General features: G+C 44.5%; 27 protein-coding genes and 1 pseudogene. 21 read left to right on the top strand and 7 right to left on the bottom strand.

What is annotated here, in order from left to right:
* Window positions 1-341 precede the first annotated feature (341 nt).
* The 11 genes and pseudogenes from RMY00_RS26780 to RMY00_RS26730 all read left to right on the top strand — a co-directional run bounded on the left by RMY00_RS26780 (window position 342) and on the right by RMY00_RS26730 (window position 6,494).
* Window positions 342-1,115, top strand: coding sequence for an SDR family oxidoreductase (locus tag RMY00_RS26780; RefSeq protein ID WP_322650447.1), 774 nt, complete (start codon window positions 342-344; stop codon window positions 1,113-1,115).
* Between the two features lie 92 nt (window positions 1,116-1,207).
* The gene (locus RMY00_RS26775; RefSeq protein ID WP_322650446.1) at window positions 1,208-2,167 is read left to right on the top strand and encodes a hypothetical protein; all 960 of its coding nucleotides are present in this window, start codon (window positions 1,208-1,210) and stop codon (window positions 2,165-2,167) included.
* Window positions 2,168-2,173: 6 nt separating this feature from the next.
* Window positions 2,174-2,632, top strand: coding sequence for a hypothetical protein (locus tag RMY00_RS26770; RefSeq protein ID WP_322650445.1), 459 nt, complete (start codon window positions 2,174-2,176; stop codon window positions 2,630-2,632).
* 168 nt (window positions 2,633-2,800) lie between these two features.
* The gene (locus RMY00_RS26765; protein WP_322650444.1) at window positions 2,801-3,796 is read left to right on the top strand and encodes an alpha/beta hydrolase; all 996 of its coding nucleotides are present in this window, start codon (window positions 2,801-2,803) and stop codon (window positions 3,794-3,796) included.
* A gap of 145 nt (window positions 3,797-3,941) precedes the next feature.
* Window positions 3,942-4,247, top strand: a complete 306-nt coding sequence (locus tag RMY00_RS26760) for a 2Fe-2S iron-sulfur cluster-binding protein (protein ID WP_322650443.1) — start codon at window positions 3,942-3,944, stop codon at window positions 4,245-4,247.
* Window positions 4,248-4,324: 77 nt separating this feature from the next.
* Window positions 4,325-4,498: a rubredoxin gene (gene rd, locus RMY00_RS26755; protein ID WP_322650442.1), complete on the top strand. Its 174-nt coding sequence runs from the start codon at window positions 4,325-4,327 to the stop codon at window positions 4,496-4,498.
* Between the two features lie 62 nt (window positions 4,499-4,560).
* Window positions 4,561-4,800, top strand: coding sequence for a hypothetical protein (locus RMY00_RS26750; protein WP_322650441.1), 240 nt, complete (start codon window positions 4,561-4,563; stop codon window positions 4,798-4,800).
* Window positions 4,790-4,993 (top strand): annotated as a pseudogene (locus RMY00_RS26745) (helix-turn-helix domain-containing protein); the annotation flags it as partial. The gene RMY00_RS26750 and the pseudogene RMY00_RS26745, both read left to right, overlap by 11 nt.
* Before the next feature lie 245 nt (window positions 4,994-5,238).
* Entirely contained in the window at window positions 5,239-5,385 is a 147-nt protein-coding gene (locus tag RMY00_RS26740; RefSeq protein ID WP_322650440.1) for a hypothetical protein, read from the top strand.
* A 24-nt stretch (window positions 5,386-5,409) separates the two neighbouring features.
* Entirely contained in the window at window positions 5,410-6,222 is an 813-nt protein-coding gene (locus RMY00_RS26735; RefSeq protein WP_322650439.1) for an alpha/beta hydrolase, read from the top strand.
* A 59-nt stretch (window positions 6,223-6,281) separates the two neighbouring features.
* Complete coding sequence (locus tag RMY00_RS26730; RefSeq protein WP_322650438.1) at window positions 6,282-6,494, top strand: hypothetical protein; 213 nt, start codon at window positions 6,282-6,284, stop codon at window positions 6,492-6,494.
* A 245-nt stretch (window positions 6,495-6,739) separates the two neighbouring features.
* Here RMY00_RS26730 and RMY00_RS26725 read toward each other — a convergent pair whose 3' ends face one another.
* Window positions 6,740-7,960 (bottom strand): ParM/StbA family protein, encoded by a 1,221-nt coding sequence (locus tag RMY00_RS26725; RefSeq protein ID WP_322650437.1) that lies wholly within the window; start codon window positions 7,958-7,960, stop codon window positions 6,740-6,742.
* On the opposite strand from RMY00_RS26725, the gene RMY00_RS26720 reads away from it, so the two are divergent.
* Entirely contained in the window at window positions 7,929-8,552 is a 624-nt protein-coding gene (locus RMY00_RS26720; RefSeq protein ID WP_322650436.1) for an SDR family NAD(P)-dependent oxidoreductase, read from the top strand. The two genes, RMY00_RS26725 and RMY00_RS26720, sit on opposite strands and share 32 nt — an antisense overlap.
* A 354-nt stretch (window positions 8,553-8,906) precedes the next feature.
* Window positions 8,907-9,290 carry a nuclear transport factor 2 family protein gene (locus RMY00_RS26715; protein ID WP_322650435.1) on the top strand — a complete coding sequence of 128 codons (384 nt, stop codon included), beginning with the start codon at window positions 8,907-8,909 and terminating at the stop codon, window positions 9,288-9,290.
* A gap of 49 nt (window positions 9,291-9,339) precedes the next feature.
* Here the strand turns inward: RMY00_RS26715 and RMY00_RS26710 are convergent, their stop codons facing one another.
* From RMY00_RS26710 to RMY00_RS26700, 3 genes are all read right to left on the bottom strand, one after another.
* On the bottom strand, window positions 9,340-10,068 hold the full coding sequence (locus RMY00_RS26710) for a hypothetical protein (RefSeq protein WP_322650434.1): 729 nt from the start codon (window positions 10,066-10,068) through the stop codon (window positions 9,340-9,342).
* 3 nt (window positions 10,069-10,071) lie between these two features.
* Complete coding sequence (locus tag RMY00_RS26705) at window positions 10,072-12,039, bottom strand: M23 family peptidase (protein WP_322650433.1); 1,968 nt, start codon at window positions 12,037-12,039, stop codon at window positions 10,072-10,074.
* Window positions 12,040-12,150: 111 nt separating this feature from the next.
* A complete protein-coding gene (locus RMY00_RS26700) occupies window positions 12,151-12,459 on the bottom strand; it encodes a hypothetical protein (protein WP_265277351.1) in 309 nt (102 codons plus the stop codon).
* Between the two features lie 130 nt (window positions 12,460-12,589).
* Between RMY00_RS26700 and RMY00_RS26695 the strand changes: the two genes are divergently transcribed.
* From RMY00_RS26695 to RMY00_RS26670, 6 genes are all read left to right on the top strand, one after another.
* Entirely contained in the window at window positions 12,590-13,288 is a 699-nt protein-coding gene (locus RMY00_RS26695; protein WP_322650432.1) for a hypothetical protein, read from the top strand.
* A 107-nt stretch (window positions 13,289-13,395) separates the two neighbouring features.
* The gene (locus RMY00_RS26690) at window positions 13,396-13,950 is read left to right on the top strand and encodes a hypothetical protein (protein ID WP_322650431.1); all 555 of its coding nucleotides are present in this window, start codon (window positions 13,396-13,398) and stop codon (window positions 13,948-13,950) included.
* A 229-nt stretch (window positions 13,951-14,179) separates the two neighbouring features.
* On the top strand, window positions 14,180-15,958 hold the full coding sequence (locus RMY00_RS26685) for a bifunctional 3'-5' exonuclease/DNA polymerase (RefSeq protein WP_322650430.1): 1,779 nt from the start codon (window positions 14,180-14,182) through the stop codon (window positions 15,956-15,958).
* A 380-nt stretch (window positions 15,959-16,338) separates the two neighbouring features.
* Entirely contained in the window at window positions 16,339-16,641 is a 303-nt protein-coding gene (locus tag RMY00_RS26680) for a hypothetical protein (protein WP_069069453.1), read from the top strand.
* Between the two features lie 282 nt (window positions 16,642-16,923).
* Window positions 16,924-17,139 (top strand): hypothetical protein, encoded by a 216-nt coding sequence (locus RMY00_RS26675; protein ID WP_221704341.1) that lies wholly within the window; start codon window positions 16,924-16,926, stop codon window positions 17,137-17,139.
* 124 nt (window positions 17,140-17,263) lie between these two features.
* Complete coding sequence (locus tag RMY00_RS26670) at window positions 17,264-17,443, top strand: hypothetical protein (RefSeq protein ID WP_322650429.1); 180 nt, start codon at window positions 17,264-17,266, stop codon at window positions 17,441-17,443.
* A gap of 92 nt (window positions 17,444-17,535) precedes the next feature.
* On the opposite strand, the gene RMY00_RS26665 is transcribed toward RMY00_RS26670, so the two are convergent.
* The 3 genes from RMY00_RS26665 to RMY00_RS26655 form a co-directional block, all read right to left on the bottom strand.
* Window positions 17,536-17,829, bottom strand: a complete 294-nt coding sequence (locus RMY00_RS26665; RefSeq protein WP_094345565.1) for an HNH endonuclease — start codon at window positions 17,827-17,829, stop codon at window positions 17,536-17,538.
* A gap of 340 nt (window positions 17,830-18,169) precedes the next feature.
* Window positions 18,170-18,859, bottom strand: coding sequence for a hypothetical protein (locus RMY00_RS26660; RefSeq protein ID WP_322650428.1), 690 nt, complete (start codon window positions 18,857-18,859; stop codon window positions 18,170-18,172).
* 142 nt (window positions 18,860-19,001) lie between these two features.
* Window positions 19,002-20,084 (bottom strand): site-specific integrase, encoded by a 1,083-nt coding sequence (locus RMY00_RS26655; RefSeq protein WP_322650427.1) that lies wholly within the window; start codon window positions 20,082-20,084, stop codon window positions 19,002-19,004.
* Window positions 20,085-20,319: 235 nt separating this feature from the next.
* On the opposite strand from RMY00_RS26655, the gene RMY00_RS26650 reads away from it, so the two are divergent.
* Window positions 20,320-20,706: a four helix bundle protein gene (locus RMY00_RS26650; RefSeq protein WP_289791823.1), complete on the top strand. Its 387-nt coding sequence runs from the start codon at window positions 20,320-20,322 to the stop codon at window positions 20,704-20,706.
* 150 nt (window positions 20,707-20,856) lie between these two features.
* On the top strand, window positions 20,857-21,351 hold the full coding sequence (locus tag RMY00_RS26645; RefSeq protein ID WP_322650426.1) for a hypothetical protein: 495 nt from the start codon (window positions 20,857-20,859) through the stop codon (window positions 21,349-21,351).
* Window position 21,352 lies beyond the last annotated feature (1 nt).

The following is a 21,352-nucleotide window of genomic DNA, read 5'->3' as shown; positions in this document are numbered from 1 at the left end:
GTTTTGAACACGATCAGACTAAAGCTTTGGCAAGAGAGGGGATTCAGCTAAATCAAACCAAAATTGATCGCGAAAAAGTTCACCTGTTCTTTATTTAGCCTCGTCCTATTGAGCTCAAAGTAGTGAATTTATAGGCAACGACAAACCCAAAAAACTTTTCTAATGTAGTGATATCAGGTTCAAAGGTGCGAGGGAAAGGACATAGCAGACCGCTCACTCCTAGTCGCCTGATAACCTTCACAATTCCCTGATTTCTAGCAGTAACCCAGTTCTACGATCCCAGTCCCCGATCGCTTAGCTAAGTTTCTGCTGCAAGGGATTCACTATTTAGGAGATTCAGTATGAAGATTGTGGTTATTGGTGGCACTGGACTCATTGGAACAAAACTCGTGAACAATCTGCGTCAGCTTGGTCATGAGGTCGTGGCAGCATCACCCAGATTGGGCATCAACACCATCACAGGTGAGGGACTGGCGGACGCACTTAAAGGCGCTCAGGTTGTAGTCGATGTGGCGAACTCGCCTTCGTTCGAGGATAAGGCAGCGATGGAGTTCTTCGAGACAGCCGGTCATAATCTCCTTACAGCAGAAGCCGCCGCCGGCGTGGGACATCATGTGGCGCTATCGGTTGTTGGCACCGATCGCCTGCTAGAGGGGGGGTACTTCCGCGCGAAAATGGCTCAAGAGAAGCTGATCGAGGACTCCAAGATTCCCTATACCATCCTCCGCGCCACGCAGTTCTTCGAGTTCCTCAGCAGCATTACCAGCTTGAGCAGCATCGCCAACCTGAGCAGCGACGGGCAAACGGTTCACTCGTCACCTGCCCTTGTGCAACCTGTCGCGGCGGATGACGTTGCCGCTGCATTGACCGACATTGCAGTCGGGGCACCCGTAAACGGTACGGTGGAGGTGGCGGGTCCCGAAAAATTCCGTCTCGACGAACTTATCTGCCGATTGTTGAGCGCTAACCAGGACACACGCCAAGTGATCACAGACATCCACGCCCGCTATTCTGGCGTAGAGCTAAACGATCATTCCCTCACCCCTGGCGACAAGCCGCGTATCGGCACTACGAAATTCGATCAGTGGCTTGGTCACCAAGCGAAAGCCGCCTAGCCAGCCCATGTTTCTTCAAGTGATTGCTTCCTGCCCGTCGCGACAAGGCGATGGGTGGGAGTCCCAAGGAGCTAATTTACCAGAATAACTCTATGGAAAAACCCATTCGCATTTTGCTACAAACGACCATTCCGGCATCAAAAGATGATTGGAGTATCGAACGGTTCTCCTTGTTGCGCGATTACCTCAAATCTCTAACCGATCAAAACGGTTTCCCGCTCTGTCAGGTCGTGGCACGGAACCGGGAATCAGATGCTGAGGGAAACGACCCGATTTTAAGCACCCTTGAGCACTCAGAATTCGACGAGCTATGGCTGTTTGCTGTCGATACTGGCAACGGCATCACACCAGCGGAATGTGCCAGCATTAATGCCTTTCGTCAACGCGGTGGCGGTAGCCTGATTACACGCGATCATGAAGATTTAGGTTCCTCTATCTGCAATCTGGACGGAGTTGGGGCTGCCCACTATTTTCACACGCACAATCCAGACCCAGATGAATCTCAGTGGCAGATTGACGACACCGAGACGACCTTGATTTCCTGGCCTAACTACCACTCCGGGCGCAACGGCGACTATCAAAGAATCATACCCGTTGAACCCATTCATGAACTCCTGCATACCCCGGACTCCCCTTCCAGGTATATCCAATTCTTTCCAGCTCATCCCCATGAAGGGGCAGTTGGAGTTCCCACAGGGGCTAACAATGCTTGTGTGATTGCGATGGGTAAAAGTCTCATTTCTGATCGTCTGTTTAACCTGGCTGTCGCCTTTGAGCGGGAACAGGACGCCGCAGGCAATACATTAGGGCGTACCGTCGCGGAATCCACCTTTCACCATTTTGCCGATCACAACTGGAACCTGGATATGGGTGCTCCCAGTTATGTCACTGAGCCTGTAGGGGATGGCTTTAAGCGAGAGCCACACACCCTTGAGGACATTAAGACCTACGTGCGAAACCTGGCTTTGTGGCTAGCTCCCGCTTACCTGAATGCTGATGCACGTGCGTACAATCCAGTTCGATCGCAATCTTTACTCAACATTTCAAGGTGATCGATCATGAAAGCAACTGCAAGTTCTCGAACGATTTTGGTCGTGGGATTCATCCTAATAGCGTTCAACGTTCTATTTCTGTTTGGCAACGGACTGTTTATGCTGGTCGCTCCGCTAGCGTGGTATAACATCGTTCCTGGCGTGACCCACACGGGTTCCTTTAACCAGCACTTCATCCGCGATATTGGGATGATTCAGATGTTCCTCGGTGCTGCGTTCGCGCTCGGGATGTTCCAGCCAGCGCACCGCTTTGATCTGTGGGCTGCGGCAACATCGTGGCTAATCGCCCATGCCAGTTTTCATCTGTGGGAAGTTGCAGTTGGCATTTCCGCTCCATCAACTATCCCGCAAGACTTTCCTGCTGTCACTCTCCCGGCTTTGATTGGTGTTGCACTGACGACATGGGCTTGGCGCACCAGTCTACGCTTGGCATCGACCGGTCTGATGACCAGAAATTCTTTGTGATTTAAATTGCCAAGGAAGAACCCAAATGTTCACTAAATTCCTCCACAGAGTTGCCTTCGCAGCACTCTCCATATTCGCAGCTTTTTTCGTATTCACAGCGCTTTCTGTATCCGCAGCCTCAGCCGATAACACGTCTACTGAGTCTAATTACAAATTTAAGGAGAATGTATGACTGTTCAAGCAAAACCACAAAGGCTAAACATTTTGGAACTTGCAGATGATCCACGCCTTTCTCAGGGCACAAAGGCATTCTTGAAGGAGTTAAATTCAGCCAGTGTGGCGTTAGAAACACTCACTCCACTCGAAGCACGTCAAGTACTAGTAGATATTCAGACCTCCGTTCAGGTTGATCTTTCAGGCATTGATGAGTCTGAGAAAACGATTATTGCTGATGATTACGCGATCGCGCTCAACATCGTGCGACCTGCGGGTGTCAAAGGCAGATTGCCCGTTTTCATGTTTATTCATGGTGGTGGATGGGTCTTGGGTGATTATCCAACACACAAACGTATGGTTCGCGATCTTGTTGTGCATTCAGGGTTTGCGGCTGTCTTTGTTAACTACACCCGCACGCCAGATGCTCAATATCCCCAGGCGATTAATGAGATTTATGCTGCGACCAAATGGGTTGCCGAGCATGATGAAGAGATTGGAGTGGATGGCAAAAACCTGGCGATCGTTGGCAACAGTGTCGGGGGCAATATGTCAACGGTAACGACGTTAATTGCGAAAGAAAAGGGCGGTCCACACATCAAGCTGCAAATCCTGATGTGGCCGATCGTCGATGCAAATTTTGAAACGGAGTCTTATCACCAATTTGGCGATAAACGGTTTCTCACAACGCCGTTGATGAAGTGGATGTATGACATGTACATCGCTAATCCAGAAAAACGCAAAGACATTTATGCCTCTCCCTTGCAGGCTACAGTTGAGCAACTCAAAGGATTGCCCGCGACGTTAATTCAAGTTGCAGAAAGCGATATCTTGCGGGATGAAGGTGAAGCCTATGGACGCAAGCTCGATGAAGCTGGGGTAACTGTAACCACGGTGCGTTACAACGGCATGATTCATGACTTCGGACTGCTGAATGGTTTAGCCGAGCTTCCAGGCACCCGTTCTCTTTTTGTCCAGGCAGCCGCTGAACTGAAGAAATATCTGCAATAGGGAACGATTGGGTTTCTGAACCGATTTGCTCAATCACTCGAAATGCACTGGCGGGGAGTTATACCAATGTTGCTGAAGTTACCCTAACCTTTTGCAATGACTCAATTTCCCAGCACTTTTTTAGAGAAATTAGAGGTTTTGTCTCATGGGAGTTAGTTACCAAGTCAGGCTGTTTAATGAAGCCGAAGACATCGATCAAACCGTTGCAGTTCAAGATGATCGCTACATTCTGGAAACGGCGGAAGAAGCAGGAATGGATTTGCCCTACTCCTGTCGGCAGGGCGTGTGTTCTACTTGTACGACAAAACTGATTGAAGGCACAGTTGACCAATCCGAACGATCTTCTCTCAGTGAAGAGCAGATGGCTGAAGGGTATGTGCTCATTTGCGTTGCTTATCCCAAAGCAGATTGTGTGTTAGAGACGCACAAAGAAGAGGAGTTGTTTGATTGAACACGTTGGTGAACCAGTAACGTAATGAACAAATGATAGATTTTCCAAGCTTTTCTCATACTACTCAGGAGGTACTTATGGAACGATATAAATGTCCGGTCTGTGGTCACATTTATGATCCGGCAGAAGGCGATCCAAAGTCTGGAATTGCTCCAGGAACAGCGTTTGAGGATCTGCCGGAAGATTGGAAATGTCCAGTCTGTCGCACGAAGAAAGCAAAGTTTCAACCAGAGCTATCAGCGGCAGTTTAGCGGGTTGTGTCGTAAAAGGTAATGCGTTCTAAACCGTAAAATATAGATTAAGAGACAAACTCATGAGTCGTGATTTGCAATGCCTTGACTCTACTCCTGTCGATAGCCTTGAAGTGTCGCGCAGCTTTTTGCAACAACACTTTGACTCCCGTTTGAATAGTGCGCTTACCTTTGTTGCACAAGAGGTGAGTGAATTACTTCAGCAAGCTTATTCGGTTCAGGTTGATGGCAACAACCCTGCTGGTACAATTGCTATTCGAGCGATCGAGCCAGACAGAGTGCAGGCAAATTATTACGATTGAATCGTTGACTGAGCGCGAGTTAGAGGTATTGCAACTGATTGTTGATGGGCACAACAACATTGAAATCGCCGGGAAGCTTTATATCACGGTGGGTACAGTAAAGACCCATGTTCGCAATGTTTTGAAGAAGCTCTATGTGAGCGATCGCACTCAAGCAGCAATTCGGGCACTCCGCTCTGGTCTTGTCCACTAAAGTTACATCAACGGCATGATTTATGACTTCGGCTTGCTGAATGGTTTAGCGGAACTTCCAGCCACCCGTTCTCTTTTCGTTCAAGCTGCCGGAGCTCAAGAAATATCTGCAATAGGGAACGATCGTGTCAGAGACCTAATTTGCCCAATCACTCGAAATGCACTGGCGGGGAGTTATACCCCTGTGTCCCCTTACTGGATCTTAGAAGAGAACGATGTCAGAGATCCAGACAGTGCAGACTAACCATGACTGGAACAATGGCGAGTTTTTATCGCTTCCTCCCCTTTATTGCCACCAACGGCAGGCGAAACCCTGCATCAGAGCGGTCAGAGGAGGCGATCGCCTCCGGTCATGCCTACCTGTTTAGCCCTCACGTCCTCCGTTCAATCTAAATCACTACAAAAGGAATCACAACCATGTTATTCGCAAAGAAAAGAGTTCAAGAATTTTTACTCAGTTTGCTACTTGTCGTTGGCTTTACTGTCGGTTTGGCGATACATCATTCAGATGCAGTTACGGCACAACCCTTAGCCCAAACATCGAACCCCAAACCCGCGATCGTTCTCGTGCATGGTGCCTTCGCGGATGGCTCTAGCTGGCAACGGGTTATCCCACTGCTAGAACGAGATGGCTACACGGTAACGGCTGTACAGAACCCCCTGACATCTCTCCCCGACGACGTTGCCACGACCAAACGGGTCATCGATGCCCAAAAGGGTTCTGTCGTAGTGGTGGGACATTCCTATGGTGGCACCGTGATTACAGGTGCGGCGGCTGGTAACCCACACGTGAAAGCACTCGTTTATATTGCTGCCCATGCACCAGATGCAGGTGAGAAGACTACCGAGTTGAATGGCAAATACGCCCCTCCCCCACTCAGTTCAGCACTGGTGCCTGATGCGGCAGGTTTCCTCTACGTTAATCGAGCGAAGTTGCACGATGTCTTTGCCAGGGATCTCCCAACTGCCGAGGCAAGCGTGCTAGCAGCCACCCAAAAGCCAATCAACAGTGTCGCTTTTGACCAATCAGTGACTGATGTCGCCTGGAAGAAAATCCCCTCCTGGTATCTTGTGGCTCAAGAAGACCGGTCCATTAATCCTGATCTAGAGCGCTTTATGGCAAACCGTATTGGTGCCAAAACCACCGAGATCAAAGCCAGCCATGTGCCGTTTCTTTCCCACCCTAATGAAGTTGCTGAACTGATCGAAACAGCTGCCACTGCGAACTAAAAGTTCAGCCTTGTCTGAAAGATCCAGGCATTCAATTTCTGGCACTGTTGGATGGAACGATGGCACATACACAGGAAAAATTAGCTGCTACAGCCGTTGAACATGGTGGTTTAATTTGGGCAATAGATGCCTTACAGCCAGAAAGACACGGGACACTTTTATACGTATTATATGAAGTATTAAGTGGTACACCAGTCAGTGCAATTCAGTTGCCACAAGCACAGGCATCTGGATTAATTGAGTGGCTGCAACCATATCAGATGGGGAATTAGCGATTATTACCGCCATGAATTCCAATTGACCAGATGCACCACATCAACGTTTTCAGGCACATTTTCTCAGTAATTTGAGTGAAGTGGTGTTGCCATTAGATACAAAGCTGCGACAACAATTAAAGGTAGACCTAGATGGACACTCCAATTGTCCCTGATAAGAAAGACCCCAAGACCCAAGCTCCGAAAAGCAACCCAGAAGTGTAGTTACAAGGACTGCAACTACACTACTTTTTCTGAGCTAATCAAACATTCTCGTTCACGGCAATAAAGGTACTAGGTCGCTCACAAGGCGTAAAATTATATTTACGTTTAACTTCTTCATCTGCATTATTTGTACTACCTTCAGCGGATTTAGTTAGCAGTACAACCTCAGAGCGAGTATAACCAGTCAACTCATCAAACTGAGTAATCATATATTGGTAAAGCGCCCAGACATCCGCCATCCGATTGCCAATACCGGAAGATATCTCATCAGGTATACAAATATTACCGTGCCAAGATACCTTAATCCCCTCTTTCTGGAAGTAAGCGTCTATTTCTGGACGAATGTAATCCGCAGTCCCTCCGCAAAACACCAGTTCTTCAATATCCTCATCCATCTTTGAGCGCAACCACCTGGCGATCGCACGCCAATATTCATCTCTAGCAAGCAATAAAACCTTGGACATAGACTCGCCATCAAGTAGAATCTCATCGCCTTTGCGCTTGCGTGAGAGTTTCTGCATCACCTGGGAGTCACAACTAACTCCAGCTTCTACCAACACCTCGATAATATTGGGATTATCAGGGCTTAGTCCCGATGTCTTGGAAGTAAAATTATTCACCAGCCAAGACATACCAAAATTGCTGGTTATTCCTGCGCCAATTGAACCACTGCGAAAAGTGAAAATACTTGCGTTGCGATAACCAAGCATCACATACATCGAAGGAGGCATATTATCGCCAAGCGATCGCCTACGGTGAAAAAATATCCCACTACCCTCAGAAGCTGCATCATAACGAAGTATTTTTACCCGCATCTTACCTGCTGGTGTATCAAATCCTCGAAACGCATCCTTCAACCGAACTTGTAACTGTTCTTTGTCTTGCACTTCACCGGGCGGTAGCAGAATGCTCAAGTAAGCTGCAACATCATTACCCAAGTTCAACTTCTCCTTAGCCAGCCAAAATGCACCACAAATTTTAGGGACTGCTAGTTCGTACTTTAGCTCCTTCAGCTGCGATATACCCCCAAACCGACGACGGGCAAGCTCTCCCAAGGCGCAATACTCATCACCTATTCCTACCCAAGTACGAGATTCAGGATTACCTTCTTGTTGAATGCTCTCAATCGAAGCTTTAGTAATATCTGCTACTTCTGAGTCGAAAAGTAAAACAACAGGCTTTCCCTCTGGATACTCTTGAGCGATCGCTACATTTGGTCGAATTGATGTGCTGGTCAACAATGCTGGACATGGACTCATTGCCGCACTCGAAGAAGTCAGTGATGTTGATATTCACCGATTTTTTGAAACCAACTTCTTTGGGGCGCTCCGTCTGATGCGAACGGTCTTGCCTGTGATGCGTCAGCAAGGCAGCGGTCACATTGTCAATATGTCATCCACAGCAGGATTAGTGGGATTTGGTGGAAGCAGCCTCTACTGTGGCGCTAAATTTGCTCTGGAAGGTACGTCTGAAGCCCTGGCTAAAGAAGTGGAATCCTTCGGAATTAAAGTCACTTTAATTGAACCTGGGGCGTTTCGCACGGACTTCAACGGACGCTCTCTGGCAGCAGCAGAACTTTCCATTGATGCCTATGCGACCGTGAGCGGTGCTTCATTGCAGTGGTTCAAACAGATGGATGGTAAGCAACCTGGCAATCCACGATCAGCAGCGCAAGCCATCATTCAAGCTGTGGAAAGTCCTCATCCACCGATGCGACTGGCATTAGGCACCGATGCCATGAGCCTGATTCAGGAAAAACTGTCAGGGGTCAAAACGGATTTGGATGCTTGGCGGCAGGTGACTGTAAGTACGAATTATGTAGATAGTAACAGTGAGGTAATAGTTGGGTAGCTAATACCAGTTCTCTTTGAAGGCGCACAGAATCGTAGCGACTGTCTTAAAAGTCAAGCGATCGTTAACAAAACCCAACGAGTGTTGGATTTCACGCCGTTCAAGCCAACGGTTCGGAAGGTAGATAGAGCCAGTCCACCCTCTACCCTTTAGCCTCTACCCTGTAGAATGTTATGCAGAAACTTTCGACCTATACACCCAAATGAGCGTATTATGCGGAAAGATTCGGCTTAAACAGCGGCTTTGGAGTATTATACAGAAACTTTCTGTCTATCCGCCCACTGCGGATCTTAGGCGGAAACTTTCTGTCAATCAATTGTTAGTCCCTACTGCGTATCCTTCACCACACCGCTTATGCCAGATCAACCGGCACTCCTAATCGAACTGTTCCGCGCGGCCTACGCGGCCTTTAACGCGCGGGACATTGACGCCGCCCTCGCCCTCATGACTCCGGACGTGGACTGGCCGAAAGCATTCAAAGGCGGTTCTGCCCTTGGCCATGAAGGAGTCCGCGCTTACTGGACGGAGCAATGGAGCGAGATCAACCCGCACGTGGAGCCGGTGACTTTTCACCCGGAGGAGGCCGGGCGTATCTTGGTCGAAGTGCATCAGGTCGTGCGCGACCTGGCTGGAGCCGTTCTTGCCGATGAGCACGTCGGTCATCGTTTCACCATTGCACAAGGCTTGATTCAAGCCATGGAAGTCTGTCCGCTTCCATCGTCCGGCCACACAGCCTAACACGGCGCTCGAGCGAACGCTTCAGGGCGGCCACCCCGCTTTCGAGTTATCAACTTTGGGATTTTTTACTATTAGTGAAAAGCTGACTATCAGCAAGTTGATAGCCAGTGCCATTGAAACAAAAATTCAATTGGCGTAGCTGCTCTTGCTCGGTTTGCAGTACCTTAATGCACGGTAATGCCTGACCTCGGTTCTCTCCCACTAACAACAAATGCTTACCTGGTGGCAGATTGGAATTCAAGTAACTCAAGAATACCTGAGTAATGGGTTTGTCCTTTCTGAGCCAGTAACCAGTATACAGACATCCCAAAGCACCACAGACATCAGGCGTATTCAAGTTGAAAACTGCGAATCTACCGTCTTTTCCTTCCACACTCCAAGCCAGTATATTTTTAGCAGATACTTTGGCATTTAACTCTGTATTTTCTACAATCACCTGTTCAACGACTGTAACAGGCACAACATTAGCAGCTTTGTTCCAAGTAACGGTTGCCGCATTTAAGCTACAACCCCCTAAGCTCATGAGAATTGACAGCAACAAAAAGATGCCCAAACCAATGCGAAACCAATGAATCCAGTAGCGTACCCTCATAGTCGGTGCTGGTAATTGATATGCAGTTGTCTTCAGTGGTTGAGACTGAGTAGAGGAGGCGGAAGAAGAATAAACTCCCTTTTCTTCCCCTGTTTCCCCAAGATGTATTTTTGAATGCAGCTCAGTATCCAGTATTTCTTTTATCTCATAGGGTGAAGTAATAGAAGTTTTAGATAAATCTGTCATACTCTACCTCCCATTTTCAGTATTTTTAGCAGTGCTGATGTAGCTAGAATTTACATTGGGAGAACAGGTCAGCGTTCCATTATCGCTATTACTGTTGCGATAACTAGCTAAAGCGGTTTTGCCGTAATCTTTGAGGCTGAGGCGACCGAGGGCATCTGAGCCATTTCCATCAACTTTGCTGTAATCACCACCAAAATGCTTTTGAGCCACTCGTTCAATTAGGCGTTCACCTGTAAATGGCTCTCCTGTAGCCGGATCGATTTGCTCTTGTGTCACTTGAATTTTGTTAGCCATATCAGCCATAAATGCCCTATCTTGGTCGGCTGGAGGAAAAAACTCAAATAGTTCAGCCTCTGTTGGTTGATGCCCTTGCTCCACTTGACTCAGGAACTCTTGACCTCCAGGCTTGGCAGCAATTAACTGCACTGCATAGGGGTTATAACTCATGAACTGGTAGCGACCGAGAGCGCGACCACAATTTAAACCCCCATCTGCACAGGTATGTATGCCAATGGCTTTGTAATCCCCACTACCAGCACTCTCAATTTCCGCGATCGCATTTGAGAGCGATCGCAAATCAATGCCGGAGAATGATTGACCTGTTATCGACTGACTACCATTACTAAACGTGCATGGATTAATCTTCTCTCTTACTCCAGTACCGTTGGTAGTCTTAGCTTTAGGCTCTCTCGTAGCTCCAGTTGGTAAAGATGCAGTATTTGTCCTCTGTTCGTTCAAATTGCCTACAAATATCAGGGAGTTAACCTTGTAGCTGAAAAAAGGAACAGGCCCGATAAAATAAGGTGTACAACCCATTCGCCAAGCACAAAACCGAAAGAACAAAGCCGTATCTACCGTATCAGTAGTTTCATCTGGCTCCATTACTACCACCTTAAAAGCTTTACCAAACGGTAGCCTTCCTGTTGGTTCCCGACCCTTATTCACTGCTTTCAGGATACCCCGCCCGCCCTCGACTTCTTGGTATTTACCGGAAATCCACTGTTTACCTTCCAACTTACTGCGATCGCTACGACCTGCATTTTCCAAATCATCCAATTCTAAGTAAGCGCAGTCTTTTACAGTACAAGGCACAGAAAATCCTTGCACATCTGAACCAGAAATCGTATTGTTACGGCGGTTTTCTGCTGGCCCATGAACTACATCAATCCGCATTACTAAGCTACCAATTTCAGTGATGGGATTAGGCATTAATCCTAAAGGTACTTGTCCCAAACCAGGAATATCCGAAACATTGCTATTCATCCAACCTGTAAATTGTTGTAGCTGTACTGCATCTAAGTTAGGAATTGAAGAGATAGAAAACTCTGACAAGTCGATTTCTCCCAGCTTCATTTGCCCAACTTCATACTGTGTTAGTACCTGAGCTAGTGTTAAATTAGATGCAGCAATTCCCTTTGATTTTAGTAAGGTTGCAACAGGGGTAATATTGTTTACTCGTATATTAGCTAATTCTGGAACAACCTGAGCTAAATGGCTCAATGTCTGCTCCCCAATCAGGGGAAATTCACTCAAGGCAATTTGGTTTAAATCTATACTGTTAATGCCTGTGTTCGCCTCTGGTTGTGTGCCCAGAGCGATCGCCTGGATCGCCTGTAAAGAAAACTCCTCTGCTTGTAATGCTTCACTGATATCTCCTAACTTCAAATATTGGTCAGGAGTCATACCCACATTCCAAGTACGACTCAGGTCATAACCTAGTGTTTGACTGTAGGGACTGCCATCAATTGCACCGGATTGACTGATACCTGGTAGCTGGCTTAGAGAAATGCGGCTCCAGTCTGGGAGCAAAACTTTAGTAGCAGGTAGTCGAGACTGAGGATTTGCAACTTCTACAATTCTAGTCGGTAAATTGCCATCACCAAATGTGTTGATTGTAGCTTGGGCGGCGATACTATAAATAATACAAGCAATGACAACCAGAAGAGATATCCATGCTTTTGGTATCTTCATAATTTCAGCTTTATAAATGACAGCAACTATACCCCAACAAGCAAAGTAATTTATTTAATGCAAACCATTTTTTTGTTACTTTTGGGGTATAGTTATCAGTAGAAATATGACTTATAACTCTAGCTCTGGCGATGCTGACTGTTGACTTTTCTTAGACTTGTAACCTGAGCCAGAGCCATATCCTGGTAATTGAGGATTGGGATTAGCAGCCGATTCAGTGTAAGGTGTATCCCCAAGATTGATTTCAAAAATATTCTCTTGATAACCATCCCTAAATTGGTCTGTTTGCAAGGGATTACTACTATCTCCAGAACTTAATTGCTCAACACCGTAACATAAAGATTGATAGCCACTGCCAGACTGATAATTACTACTGTCGTCAGTATCAAGATTTTGGTTAATTGTGGGTTCGTTGTTCATTGACATTACCTAAAAAAGCTGTATCAATGCCAGCATAAAAAGATTTATCTAGTATCAGCCTTCACCTATTGGACATTAATTTTTTAGCCGATTGGCTATTTTTGGTGATGCGCTCATATCGAGATGAAAAATGGAACAAATGAATTTAATTGCACCAGAAATAATGGCAGAAATCAGTAATGCTAATAGTACCAAACTGCCAAACAACACCCGAAAAATGCTGCAAATTCTGGCAAGTTTAAATACACCAAAAGAATTATTAGCAAGTCTTTTGGAAATAGCTGAATTTTCCCTACACCATGTTCGCTACCTTGCAGGGCCATTGATAATTCATCGCAGTCCTTGGAGTGATACGATTCCCCAATGGCTGAAGTTTGCTTGTATTCAGGAGCGATTGGAACTTATCTTCACTGAATACGAACAGGATCAGGTTGGTGTTTCCAGCACAGCCACAGAAGTTCTTACCTACATGATGCCTGCAACTTACGAAGCACCTCTGCATAAGGACTACGCTGACCTTTATCTTTGGGTAGGTAATGAAGTTTTAACCAAATACGATAAATTACCAAAGGGTTGCAAGAGTTTTTATGAATTTATAGGTGATGGTGATACGAACAATGCCAGCAATAATCGCATCATTCATTTTAATCAGGTAAAAAATGAATTCAACTATCTTAGCAGGTCAATTCGACGCAGCATAGTTAAACACGCAGCACAAGAGGGATGGGGTAAGCGTCATGTCACTGCCAAGACTAACTTAGACTCGACCCAAAGCACTCCAACTCCTAAACCTTCATCAAATTCAACTGTGCAAATTAGCTTGTTCTGAATTTTTAAAAAATCCTCAGTCTATTCAAATTTTCATCTGAGGATTTTTCTGTTAAATGGAAGCGATCACTTCTTTAATTATGAACATAAATTTTCAAGTTAGTCATCATGAATACTCAAGAAATTCAAGAGATTTTAAATCATCTCATCATTGGAATTACAGCCTTATATGCCATTCTTATGCTTATTGATTTCGTTGTGGGAATCGTCCACTTGTGGCAGGATTTTACACTCAATATCGAATATAATCCCAACGACACAACAGATGAAAAATCACACCTTGAATCTAGTGATATTAAAAAATCTCTCAAGTTGGAAAATCAAAATCAATCAACTAACCATATTACATCAAAACCAGAACCTCAACCAGACAACTTTATTAGCATTGATGTAGACAAAATTGATTTACGGACAGCCAGAAAAATTGCTACTGCCATAAAAAAAGCTTCAACATCCAATCCTGACTTAATTATCAAACAAAAAGTCAACAGTAAAAGTGTTCCTTTAGCCTGGTTGCAAGCACAGATTAAGCATCGTTTAGAACTGGCACCAGAAATTGTCACACCCATTATTAGAGAATTGGCTCCTACTGCTTTTACATCTGTTCGAGAGAATATTCAGCATTCTAACATTGCAAAAACAGGTAAACGTAAAGTCAGTTAATCATAGAAAGAGAGGAATATCGATATGGCAGTTATCGCTCGGATGAGAAGACAAAAGTACTTGCTGTACAATCTTTCCAGCAAAGTTTTTGTATCTCCCTAAACTGCACACCGCTATAGTATTACCTCTCTTTAATAGGTTTTCAAATCTTTGTATAAAACTAAATATTTTGAAGTTGGTACATATACAAGCTATCGCTTCTAGGTGAGAAATTCAAATTAAATTCATTATGAATACAAGCTTAATAAATACAAATAATTTCAGTATTTATACTCCAGAATATACTATCGTTTCCAATGTTTCAACTCTTAATTATGCTCTCCAACCTCTGTTTCAGGCAGAAATTTTAGCCATAGATTGTGAAACAACAGGACTTGACCCTCTAACTGATTCTATTAGACTGATTCAAATAGCTGCACCAAACCATCCAGTAGTGCTGATAGATCTACCAGCTATTCCCAAAAGCGATCGCCAACTGCTCAAAAAACTGCTTTGTAACTCTGCTGTCAAAATTGCACATAATGCCAAGTTCGACTGGCAATTTCTCACACTCGCAGGACTTCAACCCTCCGGTAAATTCTTTGATACCCAACTTGCTTATAAAGTTCTAACCGCAGGATTAAAAACAAGCTCATCCTTACAAAATATAGTTAAAAAGCTACTACACCTTCAACTAGATAAAACTCAACAAATCAGTGATTGGTGCAAACCTCTTACCAAGGTTCAATTGCACTATGCTGCTGTAGATGCTGCCATATTACTTGACCTTTACCCAATTCTCCTCAACAAGTTAAAGCAGGCAAAGTTATTCAAAATTGCCCGACTGGAATTTCAGTGTATGCCTGTTGTAGCTCAAATGGAACTTAACGGGATGCTATTTGACTTGTCTCAATGGCAGATACTGGGTGCAAAACTAGAAGCTGAAAAAACAGATGCTTTAAGCCAACTCAAGCAACTCCGTATTGCTAGCTCTCAGATATCATTGCTGCCAGAACTGACAGATGCAGTAAACCCGAATTCACCTCAGCAAGTTTTGGCTGCTCTACAAGCTATTGGTATCAAAATCAACTCAACTAATCAAAGTAAATTAGTTTCTTTAGCTGCACAGTATCCCATAATTCAAGCATTGCTAGATTACCGCCGTCTATCTAAAATTATCGGCACTTTTACCGAGAAACTACCCCAGCATATCCACCCCAAAACTGGGAGAATTCATCCCAACTATTATCAATTAGGGGCAAAATCCGGTAGATTTTCTTGCCGCAAACCACCTCTACAAAATATTCCCCGCGATCAAACAGCTCGTAGCTGCTTCATTGCTGCCCCTGGCTATAAAATTATCAAAGCCGATTACTCCCAAATAGAACTACGAATTATGGCTCGGCTTAGTGGTGATACAAAGATGTGCCAAGTCTATCGCCAGGGGGCTGACTTACATCGATTAACAGCATCTTTAGTAACTGGAAAACATATCAATGAAGTGACTGAGGAAGACCGCAGATTAGCAAAAGCAATAAACTTTGGATTAATTTTCGGTATGGGCGCTGCCAAACTCCAAATTTACGCCCAAGTAAAATATGGGGTGGCAATGACATTAGAACAAGCAAAAGCTTTCAGTCAACGATTCTTTGAAGCTTATCCTGGAATAGCTAGGTGGCATGAAAACATCAAACGTAAATACATCCAAGGCATTAAGGAAAGTCGTACACTGGCAAATAGACGACGGAGATGGGTAAACAAGCCCCGACTATCAGAGCTATTTAATCATCCAGTACAAGGTTTAAATGCCGACATCAACAAATTAGCTATGGTAAAACTTTCAACGCCATTAGCTAAATTCAGAACAAAACTCATCTGTGTAAGGCATGATGAAATTGTACTGGAATGTCCAGAGACTGAAGTTGACCAAGTTAGCCATATATTACACAATTGTATGGTTGCTGCTGCCCAAAAGTTTCTCAGTCCTATTCCAGTTGTTATAGATATTAAAACATCAAATAGCTGGTGAATTATCCCAACTTGCCCAGTACGACTGAAGTTGGATTTGCAGTCAAACTATTCTGATAAGATTAGTCAAAAACTCAATTGCCCTCCTCACAGTATAGCTTGTGCAAAAATGTGGTTATAGGGCGTTTTTTTTGAACCGAAGCACCGCACCATCCCTACCCTATCCACTCTATCCACTATTTATGGCTATTCCTGAATCGGTATTCTAGCCATTATAAATAAAGGAACTATTTTAACTATATCTGCTTACGCAGATTGAGAGTGAATCAAAAGTTTAAAACCCGCTTAATTGGGTTTTATTTGTGTGTCTATAAACTCTGTAACTGACAAATAGCTGATGTAATAAATGAGTTACAAAATTTACCTATTTGAGGTGTATTAATGTCTAATCCCCGAATTTTAGGGGCAAGAGAAATTCATCTAATTTCACTCTACAGTCACTGGGAATTTGGTATGAAACCAGAAGAATTTTATGCCAAATGGGATGTGAGTTATGAACAAATTGCCTTAATATGCTGTCGTTCTGATTCTACGGTCAGAGGTTGGTTTAAGCAAGGTAAGTTTAGACGCTATCCTCAGCCTAATGATTTACGACATTTGGCATTCATGGACTTTTTACTGGAACATTTTGAAGAAGTTCCCGAACAACTTTGGCAATTGCTATGTCTGACTCATTCGCCTTGATCTCAATAACATTTCTATTCTACATATAGCAATCCGGTTTGATTACTGAAAGGTTTTTAAAACAAAAACTTTGTCCTGCAAGGTTTTCAGACTCAGTACACAATATTTCATTCCAGTCGGAACGCTATATATCTGTCCAATAAATCTAATGCACGCATAATTCTAATTGTCAATATCAATTTGACCTGTCTTTGAGTATAGCTCCTCGTTTAAGGTAAAATTTGGCGATTTAAAAGCACATAGCAAGCATGGTTATTTTACAGAATTTTTAAGGGGTAGAATATGACTTATTCTGAGCAATTAAAACCGTGGTGTATTGTCCGTGATATTCCCAATCAAGAAAATATTGTTGTGACAAGATTCCGCCGACGTGATGATGCTGTTGCTTATCTGCAAGTGTTGAAGCAGTCAGCGAGAAATATTGCTTTTAAAATCATTTTTAAGGCTCAAAACGTCAATATGCCACGGGAGAATGAAGCTTTGAACGGTTCCTTTTGAGAAGATTTGAAAATAGTAAAAGTACTAAGTTAAAACATCCTCTTCTTCTGGATCAGCACTCATAACAGCCCGTTCAATAAAAGTAGGGACTTGGGCTAAAATAAGCTGAAGATTACCTACAACAGTGGCAAAGGTGTTTATGCGATCGCAAGAAGGCGGGCGGGTACGCCATCGCGCTCATCTGCTTTACCGCTCCCACTCTCATCAACCACCATGCGATACTCCCGGAGGGAGCAGCCCTTTGGGCGATCGCAGTCCTAAAACTGACCGACAAGTGTTTGCTCCCGCAACTGCACTCTCATAGCGTGAGTGTGAAAGCGCAAATATTACAAAGGGCAATCGACTTCATGTAGTGCAGGGTGCGTTCATCAAGGTTCTGTAATGTTCGTGCATCACTCATTTGAACAATGACAATTGACCAGGAGAAATATTGCCTCGTCGGAATCGATGGTAGTAAAGATGACAGCCACTACATAACGGGGCAAGATTCTCTAAGCGATTGTCAGAAGGGTCAAAATTAAAGTGGTGTACCTGAAGTGTATAGACTCGGCGCTGGGATAAAGTTAGCTCTGGTGGCTTTTGTCCAGGACGCAGGCAAACGCGATTGCATCTAGTACAGCGCCAATCAAAAGATTCTTTGATAGAGGTGGCGATTTCTTTCCAATTCTGGGGATAGCGGCTGGTACTCATGAAAATACTTGAGAGAGCAACAACATGAGGTAATTCTAATCGATTAAGTACTCTTAAGTGGTATTTGTGGCACAGAAACCTGTTTAGAACTTTGACGAGTATAGTACAGACAGCTTTTATACCAACAATATAATCAGGACTAAATGTGATTGAGAAGTGGTGAGATAGAAAGCGATCACCTAACTATCTCCTAAGTACAAAAGAATATTTATTACGCTTTCAATAATATTTAAAGCTGCTATTTTGAACAAAAAAAATTCTAGCACTCGTGAGAGAAACTAAACTGGTGTTATGCCAAAAATCAACAAGTGTGTAGGCGTATTTAAAATTAATAAAAATACTAACTTACCGAATGATATGATCCCGTATTTTCGTTAAATTCCCATCCCATACCCGATTTATCCTTGCCCTTGCACCATGCCACAAAAAGCGGTGGGTGTAGCTTATTTCGCTGCTCCCGTATAGTTTCTACGCTTACACCAAGTCTTGAAGCTAAACCTTCTTCCGTCAACGGTTGCATTCGGGGAGTATGCACAATGAATGATGAATTGTTGTTGTACGATTTATTGCCCCGCTTTTGTTGATTGTTGAGATGATTTTGAATTTTAATAATCGCCTCAGTAAACTGTGTCATTCGGGCTGTTATCCCCTCAATTTTTTCTGATAAATCGGCGAGATTATGGATTGCTTCGGTTTCGTTGCTAGATTCACTTGAAAACTGTGACTCCAGCTTATCAAGTCGTGAGCAAATAGCTAATATCGTTTCATTCGTAGGACTGCTGTTACTATTATTACCATTAACTAAGTACTCCTCAACACTTGCCTTAATCTTAGAGTCGAGGCGTTTATCTAAATTATCGCCACCAATTGCATCAAGGTTATCTAGATCATCTAGGTAGAGTTCGATAAATTGGGTCAGCGTGGCTGTTGCCGTCGTCCCTTTCGACTTACAACGGGCAATAAACTGCTCCCACATCTTTTGGTCGCAGTTAAAAGATGCCAGTTTCTTGTTTTTCCCTGTTTGGCTCATGTCTAGGTAATGTCTAGGTAAACCGGGACTGGACGCGACCGAGTGAGCGCGTCATCCCGAAAAGATAACTACCTTGACACTATCATTTTGGAGCGCATGAGCGCGATGGCGTACCCGCCATGAACCGGTGGCGATTGCTTTTTTACCGATGTTTGCTTTTTTTACGCAGTGCGTGAGAAGTCCCAACACGCCCGACATGGTGAATGTACTTTGCAGTCGTCGCAGGAGAAGCATGGCCCAAATCTGCCTGCAAGTCAAAATCAGAAGCTCCATTTTTCTTAGCCAGCGTCGCGTGAGTGTGGCGCAGAAAGTGGGCACTGAACTTAATTCCCGCAAAAGCAGAAATTTCCGCCATCATTAACCGCAATCCGCGATCGCTTAAAGGTTTACCTCTGTCCCGCCGGCTGGGACTAGGAAACACCGGCTGATCGTTGCTGGCATCGCCACGGTAATCCAGTAGCACTGCACTCGTCTCCGGATCGAGACTAATGGTTCTGGTTTTATTTCGTTTCCCCGTCACAGTTAACAATAGACAATCTCCATCCTCCCGAAACTGCCGCCAAAATAACCCCGGCGTAACTATACGCTTACCATAATCAGAAGTTTGCCGCGCAATTTCTCCCGCCCTCACTCCACTGTAAAAGACGAGAGTCAACAGCAGCCAATGCATCTTATTAGTGTTGTGTTGCAAATCTACTTCAATCGCCGCTTTTTCCAACTTAGCAATCTCGCGTTCCGACAGAATGCGCTCTGCGAGCTTATCGTCCCACTGGATACTTAAGTCCTTGCCCAAGTCGATAGCAAAATAACCAATAGAAGCTCTAGTACCCCATTCCCACAAACTTTTAATCGCCGCAGTGTATTTAGCTGCCGTATTTTTACTAATTCCATAAGTATTTTTCTGTCCCCGTACTGGCTTTTCATCCTTTAGCCAAGCAAGATAAGCGTGTAGATGGAATAACGTTACCATCCTCAAATCAGATATCCCAAACCGCGACTGCATATAATCGGCAAGCTCATAACCAATTTGCCGATATGCCCGTCGCGTTTGGTCGCTTTTAATAGTGACAGAATGCACCCATAGCTCAATTAGCTGCTCCGTCGAATTAATTCTCTGGCGGTTGGGAAAATAATAATCCACAAGCGCAACTCGGGCTTCATCAAGCGGTAGAGTCACCACCTCCACAGCAAGTGATTCCACGCTTTTGACGGGTAAATTTTCCATAATAAAATTCCCCAACCCCCACTGATAATTATGATGCCGAGAATGACAATTCCCGGTATCTTCCCGGTATCTTTATGATAGTTGTTTCCCAGACACCATCAAATTGCCCATCTAGAATCATCTATATCGTATATACGCGGATATCCCGTATGCGATGATGGTAGTGAGAAGAGTAGGGGAAGTCGGGGGAGATGGGGAGGTAGGGGGAGTGAGTAAATATTACAACTTGAAGCAAATGGTTAAAGAACTGGTTAGAAAGCATCAAGATTTAGAAATTTACAAGATGGCATTCGATACGGCGATGCAAATTTTTGAATTATCGAAAAAGTTTCCTGTGGAGGAAAGGTATTCGCTTACCGATCAAATTCGTCGTTCATCCCGTTCTGTGTGTGCGAATTTAGCTGAGGCGTGGAGGAAGCGTCGATATGAGGCAGCATTCGTCGCTAAATTGAATGACTGTGAAGCAGAAGCAGCCGAAACTCAAACCTGGATAGAGTTTAGTGTTAAATGTGGTTATTTGGATGTTGAGATTGGTCGAGAACTCTACGGAACCTATAACCAGATTTTGAGTGGATTAGTCAATATGATTAATCATTCTGAATCTTGGTTAATGAAACACTAAGAGACTTGCAAGTAAATAACTATTCCATCGCTTTTGAAGCTGGGGGAGAAAGAGCATTTCCTTCCGCTACTCCCCCTACTCCCGCTACTTCCCCCACTTCCCCTACTCTTCTCACTTCTCACTTCTCCACAACAAAAGCGCGAGGGACTGGTGGAATATCCGCAGATAAATATAAAACTTCTCTCAGAAGAAGACCGGGAGTTGGTGAAGCAGGCCAAGCAGCGTGCTGAGGATTTGCGCTTAACTTTTAAAGAGTTTGTGCTGGATTGTATTAGAAACGCACTCTCTGAAGAGAGTCCGGATGATGCAGATAGTGCAACTGCTGCCGAAATTGAAGCTTTGAAAGCTCAAATCGCCGCCTTGTCAGAGAAAGTGAGTATTCCCTCTGCGACCAAAACAGAAGTGCATACCCTCCAGGAGCGGTTAAATCAATTGCGGGTGGGTATTTCAAATGAAATTAAAAAGGATAGGGAGCAACTTGCTTCTTTGGCGCTGGCGCTCTCCCGACTTGAAAGCCAAATTGAACAGCTGGTGCCTTCTTTAAATCTTCAAGTGGATGGCGAAAGTAATGACGACAGTGATAGCGACTGGCTGTTTGGGGAAGGTTCTGGTGGTGTGGGAGGAGAAGATGTTGAGAGTTTTTGAA

It is taken from the genome of Nostoc sp. ChiVER01, assembly GCF_034531155.1.
Lineage (GTDB): Bacteria > Cyanobacteriota > Cyanobacteriia > Cyanobacteriales > Nostocaceae > Nostoc.
This window is presented reverse-complemented; position numbering and strand designations above follow the sequence as displayed.